This is a genomic window from Kitasatospora sp. NPDC022785 (assembly GCF_055561295.1).
The window spans coordinates 59854-81156 of record NZ_JBVHHB010000025.1 but is presented as its reverse complement, the minus strand read 5'-3'; the positions used below and the strand labels follow the sequence as shown (position 1 = coordinate 81156).

General features: G+C 74.8%; 12 protein-coding genes. 8 read left to right on the top strand and 4 right to left on the bottom strand.

The window, feature by feature from the left end; translation table 11 throughout:
* The first annotated feature begins 213 nt into the window (after positions 1-213).
* Genes ACZ3YO_RS30980 through ACZ3YO_RS30950 form a run of 7 tightly spaced genes read left to right on the top strand, consistent with a single transcriptional unit; the run spans position 214 to position 9152 of the window.
* Positions 214-1935 carry a class I adenylate-forming enzyme family protein gene (locus ACZ3YO_RS30980; protein WP_465575904.1) on the top strand — a complete coding sequence of 574 codons (1722 nt, stop codon included), beginning with the start codon at positions 214-216 and terminating at the stop codon, positions 1933-1935.
* A gap of 8 nt (positions 1936-1943) precedes the next feature.
* Positions 1944-3464, top strand: coding sequence for a KamA family radical SAM protein (locus ACZ3YO_RS30975; protein WP_465575902.1), 1521 nt, complete (start codon positions 1944-1946; stop codon positions 3462-3464).
* A complete protein-coding gene (locus tag ACZ3YO_RS30970; protein ID WP_465575900.1) occupies positions 3461-4492 on the top strand; it encodes an ATP-grasp domain-containing protein in 1032 nt (343 codons plus the stop codon). Before ACZ3YO_RS30975 ends, ACZ3YO_RS30970 begins: the two co-directional genes overlap by 4 nt.
* On the top strand, positions 4489-5730 hold the full coding sequence (locus tag ACZ3YO_RS30965) for an AMP-binding protein (protein ID WP_465575897.1): 1242 nt from the start codon (positions 4489-4491) through the stop codon (positions 5728-5730). The genes ACZ3YO_RS30970 and ACZ3YO_RS30965 overlap by 4 nt, the downstream gene beginning before the upstream one ends.
* A complete protein-coding gene (locus ACZ3YO_RS30960) occupies positions 5727-7019 on the top strand; it encodes an MFS transporter (RefSeq protein WP_465575894.1) in 1293 nt (430 codons plus the stop codon). The genes ACZ3YO_RS30965 and ACZ3YO_RS30960 overlap by 4 nt, the downstream gene beginning before the upstream one ends.
* Positions 7016-7879: an SDR family NAD(P)-dependent oxidoreductase gene (locus ACZ3YO_RS30955; RefSeq protein WP_465575891.1), complete on the top strand. Its 864-nt coding sequence runs from the start codon at positions 7016-7018 to the stop codon at positions 7877-7879. Before ACZ3YO_RS30960 ends, ACZ3YO_RS30955 begins: the two co-directional genes overlap by 4 nt.
* Positions 7880-7898: 19 nt before the next feature.
* Positions 7899-9152 carry a phenylacetate--CoA ligase family protein gene (locus ACZ3YO_RS30950; RefSeq protein WP_465575888.1) on the top strand — a complete coding sequence of 418 codons (1254 nt, stop codon included), beginning with the start codon at positions 7899-7901 and terminating at the stop codon, positions 9150-9152.
* 49 nt (positions 9153-9201) lie between these two features.
* Here the strand turns inward: ACZ3YO_RS30950 and paaI are convergent, their stop codons facing one another.
* The 4 genes from paaI to ACZ3YO_RS30930 all read right to left on the bottom strand — a co-directional run bounded on the left by paaI (position 9202) and on the right by ACZ3YO_RS30930 (position 13650).
* Entirely contained in the window at positions 9202-9597 is a 396-nt protein-coding gene (gene paaI / locus ACZ3YO_RS30945; protein WP_396320565.1) for a hydroxyphenylacetyl-CoA thioesterase PaaI, read from the bottom strand.
* 267 nt (positions 9598-9864) lie between these two features.
* Positions 9865-10653, bottom strand: a complete 789-nt coding sequence (locus ACZ3YO_RS30940) for a class I SAM-dependent methyltransferase (protein ID WP_465575885.1) — start codon at positions 10651-10653, stop codon at positions 9865-9867.
* Between the two features lie 110 nt (positions 10654-10763).
* The gene (locus tag ACZ3YO_RS30935; RefSeq protein ID WP_465575882.1) at positions 10764-11492 is read right to left on the bottom strand and encodes a hypothetical protein; all 729 of its coding nucleotides are present in this window, start codon (positions 11490-11492) and stop codon (positions 10764-10766) included.
* Between the two features lie 16 nt (positions 11493-11508).
* On the bottom strand, positions 11509-13650 hold the full coding sequence (locus ACZ3YO_RS30930) for a bifunctional lysylphosphatidylglycerol flippase/synthetase MprF (RefSeq protein WP_465575880.1): 2142 nt from the start codon (positions 13648-13650) through the stop codon (positions 11509-11511).
* Between the two features lie 376 nt (positions 13651-14026).
* Here ACZ3YO_RS30930 and ACZ3YO_RS30925 point away from each other — a divergent pair, with 376 nt between their 5' ends.
* A complete protein-coding gene (locus ACZ3YO_RS30925; protein WP_465575877.1) occupies positions 14027-21301 on the top strand; it encodes an SDR family NAD(P)-dependent oxidoreductase in 7275 nt (2424 codons plus the stop codon).
* Positions 21302-21303 lie beyond the last annotated feature (2 nt).

Below are 21303 nucleotides of genomic sequence, written 5' to 3'. Positions count from 1 at the left end.
CCCGAGCACCCGCGGCCCGATCACGGACCGGCCCGGTGGCCGCCCCGCTCGCCCCCCGCCGCACCACCGTACGTCCGGGCAGGACGGCGGAGCGGCAGTCCGGCACCACCACCGCACGAACCCGTCCGCCGAGCACCAGATCTCCCACACCACCAAGCCCGTCCGCCCGTTCCACGAGAACCCGGCCACGGGCCACCCCCCCCAGGAGACGCCATGAGCGACCAGAGTTCCCACCAGAGTCCCGTCGCGCCCCTCGCCGCCCGCGAGCGGCTGATGACCGAGCCCGACCTCGGCGCCGGCAACTTCCTCGACCACGCCATCGCGGTGAACCCCCACCGCGCCGTCCCCTTCGCCTACAGCCACCACACCGATCACCGCGGCGCCGTCGTGCTGCGCGGCCACAGCCTGCTCGACCTCGCCGCCCTGCGCGACCGGTACGCCGCCTGGTACCACGCCAACGGCGTGCGCCCCGGAGAGCCGGTGGCCGTGGTGATCGGCGAGGGGCTGGAACCGCTGCTGCACTTCCTCGCGCTGAGCGCGCTGGGCGCCGTCCCGGCCCTGGTCAACGACGCGATGCGGCACGACGTGATGGTCCGCTACCTCAACCACGTGGGCGTGGTCGGCGTGGTCGCGGACGACACCACCCGCCTGGCCGCCGCCTACCGCCAGGACCCGCAGCGCCGGCCCCGGTTCCTCGCGCTCGCCGCCGAGGTGCAGGCCTTCGACGCGGACGCCTCCGGCGGGCTCCCGGCGGTGTACCCGTACCGGCACGCGGCGGACGACGTGGTCGCGCTGATCCACTCCTCCGGCACCACCGGCACGCCCAAGTCGACGATGCTGGCGCACCGCCAGTTCTGGGACGGCAAGCAGCCGCGCATGCTGCGGTTCCCGGCGGAGCCGTACGACCGGCTGATGTCGCTGATGCCGCACACCCACGCGGGCGGCCTGAGCTACTTCCTCACCGCGACGCTGCTCGGCCTGCCGACGGTGGTCATGGCCGACTGGCGGCGCTCGGTCGTCGAGCCGGTGATGGAGGCGTTCGAGCCGACCATGGTGGCCTCGTTCCCGCGGACCTTCGTCGAACTCGCCACCGGGGAGCTGCCGGTGAAGGGCGCCGCCAAGGTGCACTCCTGGTTCAACACCGGTGACAGCGCGCACTACGGGCACATCCGCCGGCTGGTCAGGCTGGGCGAGCGCCCGGCCGGGCTGATCCGGCCGTGGCTGCTGCCGAGCGAGAAGGCAGGGCAACCTGCCCTCCCCGGCTCGCAGTTCGTCGACGGGCTGGGCTCCTCCGAGATGGGCATGGCGCTGTTCGGCCAGGTGACCACGCCGGAGACCGTCCGGGACGACCGCTGTGTCGGCAAGCCGCTGGAGGTGGTCCGCCGGGCGGCCGTGCTGGACCAGGACGGCGAGGAGGTCCCGGACGGCGCGGTCGGGCTGCTCGCGGTGGACACGCCGTCCCGCACACCGGGCTACTGGAACAACGCCCGCCTCACCGGCAGCTTCGAGCTGGCCGGCTACTGGCTGACCGGGGACGTCGCCCGCCGCGATGCCGAGGGCCGGTTCTACCACCTCGACCGCACGGTGGACGTCATCGACACCGCGGCCGGGCCGGTCTACAGCCTGCCGATCGAGGAGGTGCTGCTCGCCGACTGCGCCGAGCTGGTGCGGGACTGCTCCGTGATCGGTGTGCCGGGCACGGCCGGCGAGGGCCAACGGCCCGTCGCGGTGGTCCAGTTGCAGGCGCAGGCCGAGGACGCGCGGGCCGAGGACGTCCTGGAGGCCGCCAACAAGGCGCTGGCCGGGGCCGGTCTGGCCGCGCTCGCCGCCGTCCGGATCGCCCGCACCGCGGAGGAGTTCCCGCTCGGGCCCACCGGCAAGGTGCTCAAGCGCGAGCTGCGCACCCGGTTCGCCACCCTCTTCACCGGCCAGTAGCCGCCCGGATGGACCGCCCCGAACCCCCGGTGCGCACCCCGCCGCAGCAGCCGTACCAGTACGTCCGGACGACGCCGGTCGAGCCGGACTGGCGCCGGCTGCCGGGCTGGCGCGACGTGACCGAGGCCCAGTGGCGCGACGCCCAGTGGCAGCGGGCGCACTGCGTCAAGAACGCCCGGCAGCTGCGGGCCGTCGCCGGCGAGTTGCTCACCGATGCCTTATATGAGCAACTCGCCGCCGATCAGGCCGAGTTCGCGACCATGCCGATCCTGCTGCCGCCGCAGATGCTGAACACCATGGCGGCGCAGGCCCCGACCGAGCCGCACGCCTTCACCGAGGCCTTCCTGGCCGACCCGGTCCGCCGCTACATGCTGCCGGTGCACGCCGACCGGCACCCGCGGTGGCCCAGCCACCCGAAGGCCGAACGCGACTCGCTGCACGAGGCACAGATGTGGGTGGTGGAGGGCCTGACCCGCCGCTACCCCACCAAGGTGCTGGCCGAGCTGGTCTCCACCTGCCCGCAGTACTGCGGCCACTGCACCCGGATGGACCTGGTCGGCACCTCCACGCCCCAGGTCACCAAGGCCAGGCTGATGCTCCGGCCGGCCCACCGCCAGGAGCAGATGCTCGACTACCTCAAGCGCACCCCGGCCGTGCGCGACGTGGTGGTCTCCGGCGGCGACCTCGCCAACGTGCCCTGGCCGCAACTGGAGTCGTTCCTGCTACGGCTGCTGGAGCTGGAGTCGGTCCGGGACATCCGGCTGGCCAGCAAGGCGGTGGTCGGCCTGCCGCAGCACTGGCTGCAGCCGCAGATCCTCGACGGCGTCCACCGGGTGGCCGCGCTGGCCGCCCGGCGCGCCGTCAACCTCGCCGTGCACACGCACGCCAACCACGTCCGGTCGGTGACCCCGCTGGTCGCCGAGGCGGCCCGGGCGCTGCTGGACGCGGGCGTGCGGGACGTCCGCAACCAGGGCGTGCTGATGCGCGGCGTCAACGCCACCCCCGAGGACCTGCTCGACCTCTGCTTCGCCCTCCAGGGGGAGGCGAACATCCTGCCCTACTACTTCTACCTCTGCGACATGATCCCCAACGCCGAGCACTGGCGGACCAGCGTGCACGAGGCGCAGCGGCTCCAGGAGGCGATCATGGGCTACCTGCCCGGCTACGCGACGCCGCGTCTGGTCTGCGACGTGCCGGACCTCGGCAAGCGCTGGGTGCACCAGGCCGTCGGGTACGACCGCGAGCGCGGCATCTCGTACTGGACCAAGAACTACCGCACCGAGCCGGAGGTTCGCGAGCCCGCCGGTGAGGACCGGCTCGGGCGCCGCCACCCCTACTACGACCCGGTGGACACCCTCCCGGAGGCCGGCCGCCGCTGGTGGGCCGACCTGGCCGGCCCGGCCGCGCGCCCCAGGCCCACCGGGCCCACCGGAGCCAACGGCCCCGACAGCCCGAGCAGCCCCAACGGCCCCACTTCGCGCGCCGCACACCCGACGACCCCACGGACCACCCCGGAAGGAGCACGGTGAACCCCACCGGCCTCGCGAACGACCCCGGCCCGCTGCGCCGGATGTGCTGGATCTTCCCCGACCGCGAGTCCACCCGGATGACGGCGACCTGGCACCACTTCTTCTGGGACCTCTATGCCGAGACCGCCGAGGAGCTGGGCCTCACCTGGTGCCGGCACGCGCCGGACGCGGTCACCGTGGACGCCACCGACCCGTCCCGGCCGCTGGTCTACGTCGACGAGGAGCCGGTGACCCCGCAGGACACCCTCTTCGTCACCGCGCTCTACTCGCTGCCGTACCAGTCGATGGACATCTTCAACCAGTACGCGCTCTACGCGGTGCTCGAACAGGCCGGTTTCTACCTGCCGTTCCCGCCGCAGGTGTCGCTGATCGGCAACGACAAGCTCGCCACCGTGCTGCATCTCGCCGACTCCCCGGTGCCGCCGATCCCGTCGGTCCGAATCGGCACCGGCCGGGACATCAGCAAGCACCAGTACGAGGTCGCCCTCGGCAACCTCACCTACCCGGCCATCGTCAAACCGGCCGGCTGGTGCGGCGGCGGCGGGATCAACCTGGCCCGCGGCCCGGAGGACATCCGGGGCCTGGCCAGCCTCGCCCAGGGCGGCGACACCACGCTGATCGCCCAGCCCTACCTCGGCGACGGCACCGTCGACTACCGGGTCTACGTGGTCGACGGCGAGCCGTACGCGGTGATGAAGCGGATCCCCGAGCCGGGCTCGCCGGTCGCCAACGCCAGCCGGGGCGGGGCGATGGAGTTCCCGCCCGTGCCCCCCGAACTGGTCGAGGCCACCGCCTACTTCGCGGAGAAGCTGGCGATCCCGTTCTTCTGCGTCGACTTCCTGTACGACGGAGAGCGGTACTGGTTCTCGGAGCTGGAGCCGGACGGCGTGATCGCCCCGGACTGGTCCGACCCGGACCGGACCCTCCAACGGGCCGTCACCCGCGCGCGGTTCACCGCCTACCGGGACGCCCACGCCAAGTGGCTCGCCAACCGCACCCCCACCACCCCACGGACGGACCCCCGATGACCGACGCCTTCTCCCTGCCGCCCGGGGCCGCCGAGCCGCACCTGCCCGTCGCCGCCCGGGCTCTGGAGCGGCTGCGGACGGTGCCCGCGCTGGCACCGCGCTACGCCGGCCTGTCCGGCAACGTCGGCACCCTCGACGAGCTGGCCGCCCTCCCGCCGCTGCTCAAGGACGACCTGAACGTGGCCCTCGCCCACCTGGAGCCGTGCGCCGGGACGGGCGCCACCTGGCTGTTCCAGAGCGGCGGCTCCACCGGCGCCCCCAAGGTCGGCTACGCGCCCACCGGCTTCTACATGGCCGGGGTGCACGCGCACTGGCAGCCGCTCGACCGCGACGACACCTTCGTCAACGCCTGGGGCGCCGGCCGGATGTGGGGCGCGCACTTCCTCGCCGCCGCGCTGGCCGACCTGGCGGGCTGCCGGGTGATCGCGCTCGGCTCGGTCGCCCGGGAGGAGTACGGGGACTGGCTGGGTTTCCTCGCCGACCGGCGGGTCACCGCCATCGGCGGGACGCCCAGCGTGCTGCGGCTCTGGTTCGCCCACGCCCGCTCCGCCGGGCTCGAGCTGCCGGCCCTGCGCAAGGTGCTCTGGCTCGGCGAGGCCTGGCAGCCGCAGCTGGCGGAGGACATCGCGGCCGTCGCGCCGCAGGCCCGCCGCTGGGGCATGTTCGGTTCCACCGAGACGTGGGTGGTCGCCACCAACACCCCGGACTGCCCGGCCGACACCTTCCACCCGCTGCCCGAGCAGTTGGTGCACGTGGGCCCGGACGGGGAGCTGGACTTCACCACCCTCAACCCCGAGGTGCTCAACCCGGTGCTGCGCTACCGCACCGGCGACGCGGGCGAGCTGACCACCTGCCCGTGCGGGCGGCCTGGCCGGGCGATGCGGGTGCTGGGCCGCCGGGACAGCGTGGTCCAGGTGCGCGGCCTAGGCCTGCACGTGGACGAGCTGGTCGCCCGGGCGGAGCGCGAGCCGGGGGTCTCCAGGGCGCAGGTGGTGATCACCGAGAACGGCGGCCGGGCCACCGGCGTCGACGTCCTGGTGCTCACCGGCCGGGGCGTCGCCGTGGACACCGACCGGCTGCGCGCGGAGCTCTTCTCGGCGACGTTCACGCTGAGCACCGCGTTCCAGCACGACCCGGAGAACCTCCGGGTCCGCGCCGTCGACGAGCTGGTCAGCAACGACCGCACCGGCAAGACGGCCGGCTTCGTGGTCCGCGCGGCCGACCAGGAGGCCTCGTGAAGGCCCGGCGCCCGGCCGACCTGGGGCGCGGCTTCAACCTGTTCTGGGCCGGCCAGACGGTCAGCGTGGTCGGCGACCGGATCACCGTCTTCGTCGTGCCCACCCTGATGATCTTCGTCCTGCACGCCTCCGCCCTCCAGGTCGGTGTGGTGGCGATGGCCCAGTACCTGGGCATCCCGCTGCTCGGGCCGGTGGCCGGCGTGCTGGTCGACCGCTGGAACAAGCGCTGGACGATGCTGGTCTGCGACCTGGTCCGGCTGGCCGCCGTCGCGGTGATCCCGCTGGCCTACTGGCTGGACTTCCTCTCCACCCCGCTGCTGTTCGGCTGCGTCGCGATGATCAGCGGCGCGACCATCTTCTTCAACGTCGGCTATCTGATCGCCGTCCCCGCCGTGGTGGAGGAGGACCAGATGGTCCGCGCCTACTCCCGGCTGGAGGGCAGCGGCTCGGTCGCCGAGGTGGCCGGCCCCTCGATCGCGGCGGGCCTGTACAGCGCGCTCGGCGTGGCCGCGCTGCTGGTGGACGCGGTCAGCTACCTGGTCTCCGCTGCCTGCTTCCGGTCCATGAAGCCGTGGGGCGAGCGCACCGTGGTCGAGGGCACGGTCTGGGAGCGGCTGACCGCCGGCTTCCGGATGAACTGGGCCGACCCGGTGCTGCGCCGGGTGGTGCTGGCGGCCGTCACGCTCAACTCCGGCGGCCCGGTCTTCGTCACCGTGCTGCCGGTCCTCGCCTACCGCGGTCTGGACGTCTCGGTCGGCGTCCTCGGCGCGGCCATGTCGGTCGGCGCCGTGGGCGCGCTGGCCGGCGCCGTGGTCGCCCCGCGGATCAGCGAACGGTTCGGCCTGGGCCGCACGCTCGCCTGGTCGCTGCTGCTGCACTGCCTGGTCGGGCTCGGCGTCCTGGCCGCGCCCGCACTGCCGGCCGGGCCGGCGATCGCCGTGACCATGGGCTGCTACGGCTTCTTCATGTCCTGCATCAACGTGTGCAGCGCGCCCACCCGGCAGTCCCGGATGTCCACCGAGCACCAGGGCGTGATGCACGCGGCGTTCCGCACCGTCACCTGGGGCGTGATCCCGCTGGCCGCGCTCGCCGGCGGTCTCGCCGTCTCGCTGCTCACCGGGCCCCTGGGCATCCGGGACGCCGCGCGCTGGACCATGGTCGGCGGCACCCTGCTGGCGGCCTGCTCCTTCCTGCCCGCGCTCGGCATCCAGGCCCGGCTCGACGCGGCCGCCCGTGAGCAGAGGGAACCATCCGACACGGCACCGGAGTTGACGGAGACCGCGCGGTGAGCGGGCGCGTCGTCCTGATCACCGGCACCTCCTCCGGGATCGGCCTGGCCACCGCCGTCGCGGCCGCCCGGGCCGGGTTCACCACGGTGGCCACGCTGCGCGACCCGGCCCGTGGGCGTGCGCTCACCGAGGCGGCCGCCCGGGCCGGCGTGACCCTGGACGTCCGCCGGCTCGACGTGACCGACGCCGACTCCGTGACCGCCTGCGTGGACGGCGTGGCCGAGACCTACGGACGGCTGGACGCGGTGGTCAACAACGCCGGCATCTCCAACTGCGATCCGACGCTGGAGATGTCCACGATGGCGGCGCTGCGGGCCAACCTGGAGGTGAACTTCTTCGGCGTCATCGCCGTCAGCCGCGCCGCGATGCCGCTGCTGCGCGCCTCGGCCGGCCGGCTGCTCACCGTCGGCAGCGTGCACGGCGTGGTGGGCCAGCCCTTCAACGAGGCCTACTGCGCTGCCAAGTTCGCCGTCGAGGGGTTCATGGAGAGCCTCGCCCCGGTCGCCGGCGCACACGGCGTCCGGGTCTGCGTCGTCGTCCCCGGCTTCGTGCCGGACACCGGGTTCGGGGTCTTCCCCGACATCAACCGCACGACCATCGAGGCCGCCTCCGGCCCGTACGCGCCCACCTTCGCCGACTACCTGGCCTGGGTCGGCGGCCAGGGCTGGGAGGCCGCCGGGCAACCCGCCCGGGAGGTCGCCGAGGTGGTCGTCCGGACCCTGCGCGCCGAACGGCCCGCCTTCCGCGTGCCCACCAACGCCTGGGCCGCCGCGTACCTGGAACAGAAGCTCGCCGACCCGGACGGCGTCGCCGTCCAGACCCTCGCCCGTACCTGGATCGGCCGCCCCGACCACAGGTGACCAACCGTCAGGAGTGTTCGTGCCCGCCAAACCGCTGCCGGATCTGATCGACTTCGCCCGCCGCAACTCCCCGTTCTACGCCGAGCTCTACCAGGGCCTCCCGGCCCGCGTCGAGCACCTCGAGCGGCTCCCCGTCATCGAGCAGACCGCGTTCTGGGCCGCCAACTCCTGGCCGGACAACCGGCTGCTCACCGGACCGCTGTCGGACGCCGGCGTCTACAAGACCGGCGGTACCACCGGCGTCCCGAAGTTCTCGCCCTGGTCGCGCACCGAGCACGCCGACTCGGTGACCGCCTTCGGCGCGGGCCTGGTGCAGGCCGGTCTCAGGCCCGGGCACCGGGTGGCGAACCTGTTCTGTGCCGGCGAGCTCTACGGCGGCTTCCTCTACATCGAGAGCGCCCTGCACCACGCGCCGGTGGACAACGTCCGGCTGCCGGTCGGCGCCGCCCCCGACGCCTATGTGGCCGCCCTGATCGAGGACTTCGGCGTCGACGTGCTGGCCGGCGAGCCGATGAAGCTCAGCTCGGTCGCCGAGTACCTGGTCAGGCACGGGAAGACCGCCGAGCGCATCGAACTGCTGCTCTTCGGCGGGGACCTGCTCTTCGCCGACCTGCGGCCGATCCTCTCCCGCGCCTTCCCCAAGGCGGCCGTCGCCTCGATCGGCTACGCCTCGGTGGACGCCGGGCTGGTCGGCGCGCCGGTGCCGGGCGACGACGTCCGGGTGCACGAGGCGTTCCCGAACCGCACCGTGGTGGAGCTGGTCGACGACGTGACCGGCGAGCCGGTCACCGCCCCCGGGGTGCCCGGCCGGGTGGTGGTCACCAACCTGTTCCGCACCCTGATGCCGATCCTGCGCTACCCGACCGGCGACCGCGCCGAGTGGGTCGACGTCGAGCGCGGGAGGTTCCGCCTGGTCGGCCGGTCCACCGAGGGCGCCCGGGTCGGTACGGTGGCGATGCCGACCGAGGAGATCCGCGCCGTCCTGGTCGCCAACGACCCGGACCAGGTCATCTCCGGCATGCAGCTGGTCCAGCGGCGCTGGGACGGCAAGGACGGCCTGATCCTGAGGCTCGGCTGCACCGAGGAGCCCCCGCCGCGCCTGGGCGAACGACTGGTCGAGGCGGTGTACCGGGCCCGGCCGCTGTACCCCGACGAGGTGGCGGCCGGCGCGGTCCACCACCTCACCGTCGAGTGGGTGCCGCGCTCCGGGCTGATCACCAACCCGCGCACCGGCAAGCTCCGGCAGGTCGTGGACGAGCGTCCGCCGGCCTGATCCGGCGCCCCGCGTCCCGGTGGCCGGGCGGGGGCGCCCCCGCGCCCGGTCAGCCGGCGTGCGGCTTCCCGGCGAGCATCACGCTCTGCCCGCGGAACTCCGCGATCACCTGTTCCGCGGAGTTCCGCACCGTCACGTCGTATATCCCGCTCCGCCCGGACCGGACGCGTTCCACGGCCTCGGCGGTCAGTTCGTCCCCGACCGCCGCCGGGGCCAGGAAGGTGACCTGCGCGGCCTGCGCCACCGTCACCGGGCCGTAGCTGTTGCAGGCGTAGGAGAACGCCGCGTCGGCGAGCAGGAAGAGGTAGCCACCGTGCGCGATGCCGTGGCCGTTCACCATGGTCGGAGCCACCGTCATGCGCATCCGCGCCCGCCCGGAGGACACCTCGTCGAGCGCGATGCCCAGCCCCTGGCAGGCCTCGTCGCGCTCGTACAGCGCGGCCATCCGCGCATTCCGCCCGGCGAATTCCACTGCTTCCGTGGTGTCCACGCCCATGATTCCTGCTTCCCCCCGGGAACAGCCCGAAACGGCCGGTCCGACCTGCCTCCGTATTGCACCCGCATTACACCGAGCCCCGGAACGGGCTGTCAACGGTCCACCGGGTGAACGGAATCCCCGCCGGCGGCCGCTGCGGCTCCGCCGAACGGAATCTTGCAGTGCCGGAGCCCGCGTCAATGGCGCTGGGTCACCGGGCCTGCCTCACCGGCCTGCTCACCGGGTCGGCCGGGCCCGCCGGACGGTCAGCATGTCCTGGGTGTGGCCGATGACGTACGTGCCGTCCGGCCGGGCGAAGTGCCGCCGGACGTAGGCGGTCAGCTCGGCACGGTCCGGCAGCGGGTCCATGGCGGCCAGGTCGGCCACGTTCACCATGAACTCGGCGACGTCCACCGCCTCGTCCAGGCGGTCGGTGCGGTACCGGAGGTCGAGCGTCTCCAGCGCGTGCTCGTGCGCCGGCTCCTGCTCGCGCAGGTGATCGGCCAGCGGCCGCAGGTCGTAGCGGGCGCCGGTGAAGTGCGCGGCCATCCGCATGCACGGGCTCTCCGGGTTCTGGAGCATGACCAGCAGGGTGCCGCCGGGCGCCGTCCAGTCCAGGACCCGGCCGACCGTGCGCGGCCAGTCCTCCTGCGGGACGTAGTACAGCACGTGCGAGAGGTGGACGAGGTCCGCCGGCTCGGGCGGCTGCGCCCGGTCGATCGGCTCCGGCAGGACGAGGGCGTCGGGGCACACCAGGCGGAGCTTCTCGCGCATCGCCGCGCTGGGTTCGACGGCCACCGTGCGCTCGAAGTACCGCCCCAGGTACGCGGTGGTCCGGCCCTCGCCCGCGCCCACGTCCAGCAGCACGCGGCGGTGCTCCAGGTCGGCAACGACCTCGCCCAGCCTGGCGTGGGTGAGGGGCTTCTCGTCGGTGCCCGCGAGGAACAGCTCGAAGGCACGGCGGTAGGCGGCCCCGCTGACGTCCAGCACCCGCAGCGGACCCGACTCCGCAGTCCTTGTCTCCACCGGGCAACCCCTCTCGACGGCCGGCTTGGCCCGGTCATTGCACCGAGGCCGGGCGCCTCCGGCGCGCAGGGACGTTCCTGCCCGCGTGTCGCGGGGCGGGTGCCGGGGTGTCAGCGGTGCGGTACGCCGCCGACGAAGTCCTTGAGGGCGTCGAGACGGGTCCGGCGGTCGGGCGGGTAGCGGCGCAGGGCGCGTGCGGCCTTGCGCGAGTCCGGACGGTAGCGCCAACGTGCCCAGGGGGACGTCGGTTTGGCCAGACGCAGGACGCCGACCAGTCCGACCAGGGGGACCAGCAGGCCGATCACCCCCATCGCCGTCTTGCCCTTGAGGATCGTGCCGACGCACAGGGCCAGGTTGACCAGCAGCAGCCCGGCGAAGACGAGCTGGTCGGCCGTGCCCGAGCCGACATCGGAGAACGGGTTGAACCCGGCGACCAGCAGCAGGCCGACCGCCGCCGCCAGGAAGGCCGCATCGACCGATTTGCGGCCCTCCTTCGCCCAGTAGACGTCCTCCAGGTGCAGCCAGAGCGCGTACTCGTCGACCGTCAGGGCGGCACCCGCGCCGAACAGCACGGCCAGGATCTGCGCCCCGGGAGTGTCCGGCCGGTACGAGAACTCGATCGCGCCGGCCACCAGCATCGCGAGGATGCCGTACACCTGGTGGTGCACGTGGGTGCCGCCGACCTCGACGTTGCGGAACGGGCCACGGCCCGCCCGGATCAGCCGGGTGACCGCCCGGGTGCCGCCGAAGGTCAGGATGAACGCGCCGACCATCCAGAGACCGACGCCCTGGTTGGGGATGGTGATGACCACGTTGATGTCGACTTCCGTGTGCCGCACGGTGGGTCCCGTCCCGTCAGCCGTGGTGCGCCGGTACCCGGAGCAGGTCGCGCACCGTGGCGGAGGGCATGTAGCAGCGCAGCAGGGACAGGCCGATCCGGGGCAGGTCGGCCTCGTCGCGGTAGAGCAGGAACATCGGCTCGTAGCGCGGCTGGAACTTCGCCTTGAAGGAGTGCAGAGAGCGGAACCCGTAGTACGGCTCCATGGCGGCGCCCAGCTGGTCGAGGATCCGGTCCAGCACGGTGGGTGCGTGGGCGGGGCCGGTGCGGGCCAGCGGCGCGCCGGAGAGCGACAGGTAGCGCGCGCCGTCCTCCCGGAGGGCGAGGCAGCTGGAGGCGATCATGAACTCGACCACCGGCCGGAAGCCGTCGCGGCGGCGGCGCATCATGTCCAGGGTCCAGCCCTGTGGCTCCCCGTCCGCGCCGAACACCGGCATCCAGGACGTCACGCCGTGGAGGTGCTCCTCTCCCTCGATCGCCAGGCCGACCCGCATTCGCGGATCCATGGCCTCCTCCACTCCGCCGAGCGTGAATCCCATCTCCGGGAGGCCCATGTCGCCGACCCACTCCTCGGAGATGCCGCGGACCTGGGAGAGGACCGGACGGGGCTGCTCGGCGAGGGAGACCAGCCGGTACTCGACGCCGTCCTTCTTGGCGCGGTTGAGGGCGGTGCGCACGTCCTGCCAGGCCTTGCCGCGGAACTCGAGGCCGGGCAGGTCGATCACGGTGTCCTCGGCGACCTGGACGGACCGCCAGCCCAGCGCGTCGGTGGCCTCGGCGGCCCGGGCGGTGGCGGAGAACAGGCACGGGACCAGCCCCGTGCGGTCGCACATCTCGGCGAAGCGCGAGATCGTCCGGGCCCGGTCGTCCGCCGCGCCCACCGGATCGCCCAGCGCGACCGCGACGCCCGCGTGTGCCCGGTAGGCGATGTAGCTCCCGCCGTCGTCGTCGGGGAAGAAGTAGGAGTTGTCCGGCCAGGTCGTCATCCAGGAGAGGTTCTCCCCGCCCCGGTGTACCAGCAGGTCCGCGGCCCGGGTCCGAGGGTCCCCGGCGGCCGACGGTGCCGGCGGCCGGGTGCCGGCCGCGGGGGCCCGGCGGCGGGGACGCCGTGCCCGGAACGCGTCCCGGCCGGCGATCAGCACGACCAGTTCGGCGGTCCAGACCACCGAGGTGGGGACGAACACCGCGGCACCCGTGACCGTGACCTGCTCGTCGAGGGCCTTGCCGATCACGTACACGACCCCGACGAACAGGCCCAGCAGCGCGTTCAGCGCGCAGAGCAGTACCGTCCAGCGCCAGGCGGTGCGGCGGCCGCGGCGCAGCCCGTTGATCAGCAGCCCGATGAGCGCCAGGGAGAGCAGGACCTGCCAGCCCGGTCCGCCCAGCCCCCTGGTCTCCCCGACCGGGCTGCGGCCGGGGGCCAGCCAGACGACCAGCAGGATCGCCGCGATCAGGAGCAGGCCGGCCACGGCCAGCAGCCGCCACTCCCGGCGGCTGAGCCGGCCGGAGGTCCGGGCGGCTCCCGGCACCCGCAGCCAGTGGGTCGCCGCCAGCCCGCCGGTGACCGCCAGCGCGCGCTCCAGGTCGTCGAGCCCGCCGACGTACAGCAGTGACACGCCGGCGTAGGCGATCAGGCCGAGCCGCAGCCGCTGCCGCCATGGCGAGGCCAGGGCCGCCGAGGCCACCGCGCCCGCGCAGAGCGCGCCCGCCGAGATGCCGACGTCGACGGTGCCGGCGAGGTCCTTCGCCCAGGTCCACGCGGTGTGCCGCAGGGCGAACAGCAGCAGGGCGGCCAGGAGGACGGCGCCGAGCTGGCCGGCGGCCGTCACCGCGGCGGTCCAGCGGGTCCCGAGCCGTGCCTCCGCGAGCCCGGAGAGCAGGAGGACGCCGACGAGCACCGGGAGGTAGTCGATCGGCGTCGCGCAGAACAGCGGCCCGGTGACCAGGGTCCACCAGCGCCCCTTCTCGAACGAGGGCAGGCCGTACGCGACGTCGGGGTACCACGACCGGTCGGACACCGCGTCCCAGAGCCCGCCGACGGCCAGCCCCAGCAGCAGGATCACCGCAGCGGTGGCGAGTGTGAAGGGTAAGCGCCGTACCGCGGCGGTGACCGCGGTCAGGGCGTCGTGCCGCCACCGCGGCTCTGATTCTCCCGGCACCTCGCACCTCCGCACGGCGTGGCCGATCTCACCCCCACCTCGGGCCCGGAGCCTCCTTGCTCAGCGTATCCGGATTCGGCGGCCGGGGCCGGGCGAGGGGACCGGGCCCCAAGCGGGCCGTTCGCGCGGGACGACGGCTGGACGAGAACGCGGGACGACGGCTGGACGAAAAGGAGTCATGTGCCCCCGGTTCTTGACATGTGCGCGTCATCACGGCTTAACCTGTGACGCGCTACCGATCGGTAGCATCAGCGTAGACCCGGACAGCGGAACAGCGGAACCGCGCGAGGCGCTCCAACTCACCCCACGGCCTTGCGGGTGCTGTGCGGGAGCTTTCCATCCCCTCAGGTGCACCACGATGCATACCGGAGTGTCGATGACGCCCAGCTTTCCGCTTTCCGACCTCGTCGTCGGGATCACGCCGTTCCACGAGCCGGACGCCGGCCTCGCCGAGGCCCTGTGCCGGGCGGGAGCGCTGGGCGTGCTCGATCTCGGGACCGGGGGTCGTCGGGCCCGCGAGGAGTTCGACCGGCTCCGTGAGCGTGTCCCCGGGCGGTTCGGCGTCAGACTGGGCCCGGGCTGCGGCCTTTCGGTCGGTGAGCTGCGCAGACCTGACGGCAGCGGCCCGCACACCCTGGTGCTGGCCGCCGGCGCACTGGAGGCCGGTGACGGCCCCGGCCGGGACCGGGGCGGGTTCACCGGCCTCCGCCTGCTGGTCGAGGTGACCGATCTGCGGCAGGCGCTGAACGCCGTCCGCCGCGGTGCGGACGGCCTGATCGCGCGCGGCAGCGAGAGCGGCGGACCGGTCGGCGAGCTGAGCACCTTCGTCCTGCTGCAGCAACTCCTGGGCGCACCCGGGATCACCGTGCCGGTGTGGGCGGCCGGTGGCATCGGCCCGCGCACCGCGGCGGCGGCGGTGGCCGGTGGCGCCGCGGGCGTGGTGCTGGACACCCAGCTGGCCCTGTTGGCCGAGTCCGGCGCGTCCGAGCAGGCCGCGGCCGTACTGCGTTCGGCGGACGGCTCCGAGACCGTGCTCGTCGACGGGCGGCGGGTGTTGCGGTGGGGCGGGCCCGGCGGCGGGAGAACCGAACTGACGGCAGGTCAGGATGCCTTCCTGGCCGCCAGGTTCGCCGACCGCTGGGAGACGGTCGCGCGGAGCGTCCACGCCGTGCGTGAGGCGGTGCGCGGCGTGGCGGCCGGCGCCGGCGCCGCACTGCTCGGCACCGGCTCGCCGCTCGGTGGCGCGTTCGGCACCGCACTCCCGGTCGCGCAGGGCCCGATGACCCGGGTCAGCGACCAGCCGGGTTTCGCCGCCGCGGTGGCGGCGGCCGGCGCGCTGCCGTTCGTCGCCCTGGCCCTGGCGGACGGGCCGCAGTCCCGCGAGCTGCTCTCCCGTACCGCCGCCGAGCTGGGCGAACTCCCCTGGGGAGTCGGAGTGTTGGGCTTCGCCCCGGAGACGGTGCGGGCCGCGCAGCTGGCCGAGGTCCTGGCCGCGCGGCCGAGCCACGCGGTGATCGCGGGCGGACGGCCCGCCCAGGCGCGAGCCCTGGAGGAGGCCGGGATCCGGACCTTCCTGCACGTGCCCTCGCCCGGGCTGCTGCGGCAGTTCCTGGCGGACGGTGCGCGCCGGTTCGTCTTCGAGGGCTCGGAGTGCGGCGGTCACGTCGGGCCGCTGCACAGCTTCCCCCTCTGGGAGGCCCAGTTGGCGGTCCTCGAGGACTTCCTCGATGCGACCCCCGGCCGTACCGGTGAGCCGGCGATCGAGGTGCTGTTCGCGGGCGGCGTGCACGACGAGCGCTCCGCCGCGATGGTGGCGGCCCTGGCCGCACCGGTCGCGGAGCGCGGCGTCCTGACGGGCGTGCTGATGGGCACGGCGTACCTCTTCACCGAGGAGGCGGTGGCGCTGGGCGCGGTGCGGCCGCAGTTCCAGCGCCAGGTGATCGCGGCCCGCGGCACGGAGCTGCTGCTGTCCGCCCCCGGGCACGCGACCCGCTGCGTGCCCAGCCCGTTCACCGCGGAGTTCCGCCAGGCCCGGGAGCGGATGCGGGAGCAGGGCGTGCCGGACCGCGAAGCCTGGGAGAAGCTGGAGCAGTTGAACGTCGGCCGGCTGCGCGTCGCCAGCAAGGGGCTGGAACGCGTGGCGGGCGGGCTGGCGCAGGTCGACGAGCAGGGGCAGCTGCGGCGGGGCATGTTCATGGCCGGACAGGTCGCGGTGCTGCGCGCGGCCACCACGACGCTGGCCGAACTGCACGGCGCGGTGACGGCGGGCGCGGCCGACTTCCTCAGGGTGCGGGCCGCCGAACTGGCCGGCCGGCTCGGCGGGGAGGGCGACCCGGCCGGGCGGCCGAAACCGCTGGAGATCGCGGTGGTCGGCATGGCGGGCATGTTCCCGCAGGCCCCCGACCTGCCCGCGTTCTGGGCCAACGTGCTGGCCGGAGTGGACGCGGTCACCGAGGTGGCGCCGGAACGCTGGGACCCTGCCGTGTACTACGAGGCCGACGGCGGTCCCGGCCGTACACCGTCCAAGTGGGGCGGCTTCCTGCCCCGGATCCCCTTCGACCCGCTGAGATACGGCCTCCCGCCGTCCGCGCTCGGCAGCATCGAGCCGGTGCAGCTGCTGGCACTGGAGGCGGCCCGGCGCGCACTGGTGGACGCCGGCTACGACAGCGGCGCGGGCGACGCCGGCCGCGGCTTCGACCGCTCGCGCGCCGGTGTGGTGTTCGGCGCCGAGGCCGGCAGCGACCTGTCCAACGCGGGCGTGCTCGGCTCGGTGCTGCCGTCCTACCTGGGCCGGGTGCCCGAGGCCCTCGCGGCGCAGCTGCCGGGGCTCACCGAGGACTCGTTCCCGGGAATGCTGGCCAACGTCATCTCCGGGCGGATCGCGAACCGGCTGGACCTGGGCGGCGCCAACTTCACCGTCGACGCCGCGTGCGCGTCCTCGCTCGCCGCGCTCGACGTGGCCTGCAAGGAACTCACGGCGGGGACGGCGGACCTGATGGTGTGCGGGGGAGCGGACCTGCACAACGGGATCAACGACTTCCTGCTCTTCGCCTCGGTGCACGCGCTCTCCCCGACCGGGCGGTCGCGGCCGTTCGACGCGGCGGCGGACGGCATCGCGCTCGGCGAGGGGGTGGCCTGCCTGGTGCTGAAACGCCTGGCGGACGCCGAACGGGACGGCGACCGGGTGTACGCGGTGGTGCGGGGCATCGGCAGCGCGAGCGACGGCCGCTCTCTGGGCCTGACCGCCCCACGGCCCGAGGGCCAGCGCGCGGCCCTGGAGCGGGCCTACCACGGCGCCGGCCTCGCGCCGTCGGAGGTCGGCCTGGTGGAGGCGCACGGCACCGGGACGGTGGTCGGCGACCGGACCGAGCTGACCACGCTGACCGAGGTCTTCACCGAGGCCGGAGCGGCGCCCGGCAGCTGCGCGCTCGGGTCGGTGAAGTCGCAGATCGGGCACACCAAGTGTGCCGCGGGGCTGGCCGGTCTGATCAAGGCGTCGCTGGCGCTGCACACCGGAGTCCTCCCGCCGACGCTGCACCTGGACCGGCCGAACCCGGCCTGGCAGGCCGGCCGGAGCCCGTTCGTGTTCGGTACCGAGCCCCGGCCGTGGGCCACGGCGCCGGCCGGACGCGTCGCCGGCGTGAGCGCGTTCGGCTTCGGCGGCACCAACTTCCATGCGGTCCTGCAGGGTTACGACGGGCCCGCGCCCGTGCACGGTCTGCAGGGGTGGCCGGCCGAGCTGTTCCTGTTCCGCGGGGCGGACCGGGAGCGGGCACTGCGCGGAGTCCGCGCGATCCTACGGCTGGCCGAGGCCCCCGGTGCACCGTGGCGGCTGCGCGACCTGGCGATGGCCGCCGCCCGGCGGGCCGCTGGCGGGCACGGACGGGTGCAGGTCGCGGTGGTGGCCACGGACGTCGCGGAGCTGGTCGGGTTGCTGAACCGGGCGCTGGACGGGGAGCACGCACCGCAGCACGGACTCCATCAGGCGGACCCGGCCCTGGACGCGGCTTTGGACCCGACTCCGGCCGCGACCTCGGACGCGGCGTCGGACCCGATTCCGGACGCGGCGTCGGCTTCTGCTCCGGGCGGCGGGCCGGCGGGCGGGGTGGCGTTCCTCTTCCCGGGCCAGGGCAGTCAGCGGCCGGGCATGTTCGCCGAGCTGTTCACGGCGTTCCCGGCACTCCAGCGGCACCTGCGGCTGGGCCGGCAGCACGCCGGCCTGCTGCACCCGCCCGCCGCCTTCACGGCCGAGGCCCGTGAGCGACAGCGGGCCGAGCTGACCGACACCCGGGTGACCCAGCCGGTGCTGGGCATGACCGGCCTCGCCGCCTACGAGGCGCTCGCGCTCGCCGGGGTGCATCCGCAGCTGGCGGCCGGGCACAGCTACGGCGAGCTGGTGGCGCTCTGCGCGGCGGGCGCGCTGGCGGCCGAGGACCTGCCCGAGCTCAGCGCCGAGCGGGCGCGGTCGATCCTGGCGGCGGTCGGGGTGGCCGCCGCGCCCGGGGCCGCCGCCGACGCGGGGACGGACCCGGGAACGATGGCGGCCGTCGCGGCCGGAGCAGCCGACGTCGAGCGGGTCCTGCGGGAGGCCGGAACGGCCGGCCGGGTGGTGGTGGCGAACCACAACGGGCCGCGGCAGACGGTGGTGTCCGGGCCGACCGCGGAGATCGAGGAGGCCGCCGGCCTGCTGCGGGCGGCCGGGTTCGGGGTGAAGCGGCTGCCGGTGGCGTGCGCCTTCCACAGCCCGCTGGTGGCGGGCGCGGGTGAGCGTTTCACGGCCGCGCTGGCCAACCGGACGGTGCGGGCGCCGGAGTTCCCCGTCTGGTCGAACCGCACGGCGGCCGCCTACCCGGCGGAGCCCGCCGCGATCCGGGCCGAACTCGCGGCACAGATCGCCGCGCCGGTGCGCTTCGCGGCACAGATCGAGGCGATGTACGAGGCGGGCGCCCGGGTCTTCGTCGAGGCCGGGCCGGGGACGGTGCTGACCAGGCTGGTCTCCGAGGTGCTCGGCGACCGGCCCCACCGGGCCGTCCCGCTGGAACGGCGGCGCACCGGTCTGCCGGGCTACCTCGACGCCCTGGCCGAGCTGGCCGTCGCCGGTGTGCCCGTGCACACCGACCGGCTGTTCCGCGGACGCGACGCGGTGGACGCAGGCCGTGCCGAGGCGCCGCGCCGGCCGGGCTGGACGGTCGACGGCCAACTGGTCCGCACGGCCGCAGGAGAGACACCGCCCGGTGCACTGGCACCGGCCCGACTCGTACCGGAGGCATGGGTGACCACGCACGAACCACGGCGCGACGACCCGCAGACGCTGATCGCGGACTTCCTGAGCAGCAGCCGGGAGCTGATCGCGGCACAACGGGACGTGCTGCTCACGTACTTCGGTGCGGCGGGCGCGGCCCAGGCGCCGGAACTCCCGGCGCCGGTGGCGCAGGCCGCGGCACTGCAGGCACCGCCGCTCCCGGCCCGGGCCGCGTGGCCGCCGTCGGTGCAGGGAACGACGGTTCGGCCGACGGCCCCGCAGCCGTCCGTGACGGAGCCGCCGGTGCCCGCCCCCGCCGGTGCGCCCGCCCCCCGACGGCTGCCGGTGGACCCGCCGGCCGTCGGCGCCGCTGCCGTGCCGACGGCGTCGGAGCTGCTGGCCATGGTGATCGAGGTGATCGGCGAACGCACGGGCTACCCGGCCGACATGATCGAGCCCGATCTCGACCTCGAAGCCGACCTCAGCATCGACTCCATCAAGCGCACCGAGATCATCGGCAGACTGGTCCGCCGCCTGGCCGGCCCGTCCGGTGTTGACCCGTCCGATGCCGGCCGTCCCGACGACCGGATGGCACTGGGCGACGAGGAGGTCGAGCACCTCGCCCGGGCCCGGACGGCGGCGGCCGTCGCCGACTGGCTCGCCGAGCGTCTCGGGGAGGCGGAGGCGCCGGCCGGTGCCCCGGGCCGGGACGCCGCGGGCGAGGACGAGCCCGCTGCGCCGGGCGACGGACTGACGGGCAACGAGCTGCCCGGGCCCGTCGCCGCCGGTTCGCAGGCTGCCGGCGAGCCGTACCCCGCCCGCCGCGACGTGGTGACCGCTGCCACCGGTGCCGGCGGCCCGGACGTCAGGCCGGTGCCCGAGGGCCACGAGCCGCTGCGGCTCCGCGTCGTGCCGGTCCCGCTCCCGGAGCCCGCCGAGCCCGGCCGCACCCTCGCGGGCCGGCGCTTCCACCTCCTCGGCGACGACACGCACGGCATCGCCGCCGCCCTCACCGCCCGCCTGAACGCCCTCGGCGCCGAAGTGGCCTCCCACGACGCGGCGTACGAACTGTCCACCGCGGACGGCCCCGTGGACGGGGTCGTGCTGCTCGACCCGCTCTCGCCCGAGGGCGCCCCCGTGCTGCCCGCGGCCGTCCCCGCCCTGCAGGCCGCGCTGGCTCGGGCACCGCGCTGGCTGCTCGCCGCCCGGGCGGCCGACGGCCCGGCGACGGGTCCCGCCGCGACGGGCCACCCCGCGACACCCGCGGGGACGACACCTGCCGGGAACGCGCGCGCCGAGGGCCTGCGCGGCCTGTTCCGCACGCTGGCCGCCGAGTACCCGCACCTCTCCGCCCGCCTGGTCGAGCTCGACCGGACCGACGACCCGGTCCTGGCCGCCGAGCTGCTCGCCGCGGAGCTCCGGGCCGCCGATCGCGAGCCGGTGGTGCTGCGCACCTCCGCGGGGCGGCGCGGCCTCACCCTGCGCGAGTCGGGTCTCGGCGTGCTCGGCAGCACCGGCGCCGGCCCGGCCGGTGACGGTGTGGCGGAGGCCGAGGCACTGGGCCTGGACCGCGACGCCGTCGTCCTGCTGGTCGGCGGCGCCCGGGGGATCACGGCGCGGTTCGCCGCCACCCTGGCGGCCGCGAGCCGGTGCCGACTGGAGCTGCTCGGCCGCACCGCACCGCCGGAGGGCCCGGAGGACCCGGTCACCGCGGCGGCCGGCGACCGCGCCGCCCTGCGCGCGGTGCTCGCCCGCGGTGGCATGCCGCTTCCGGAGGTGGACGCCGCGGCGTCCGGGCTGCTCGCCGGCCGGGAGGTCGCGGCCACCCTCGCCGAGCTGGACGCGTTCGGCGCCCGCGCCGCGTACCGGACGGTGGACGTGGCCGACGCGGCGGCGCTGCGCCAGGCCGTCAAGGAGGTCCACGCCGAACACGGCCGCCTCGACGGAGTGGTGTACGCCGCGGGCGTGATCGAGGACAAGGTGTTCGCCGAGAAGAGCCCGGCCTCGTTCGGGCGGGTCTTCACCACCAAGGCCGAGGGTGCCCGCGCCCTGCTGGAGGCGCTGGCCGAACTGCCGGCCGGCCCGCGGTTCACCGTGCTCTTCGGCAGCATCGCGGCGGTGCTCGGCAACCGCGGGCAGGCCGACTACGCGGCGGCCAACGACGCGCTGGAGGGCCTGGGCACGAGCTGGGCCCAGCAGACCGGGCACCGCGCGCTCACCGTGCACTGGGGGCCGTGGGCGCCGTCCGGCCGGCACGGCGGCATGGTCTCCCCGGAGCTCGCGCACAGCTACGCCGACCGCGGGGTGAAGCTGATCGCGCCGGACGCCGGCTCGCTCGCCCTGCTGCGCGAGCTCGCCTGGGGCGAGCCCGGCCTGCGCTCGGTCGTCTACACGGCCTCGGGCTGGTGACG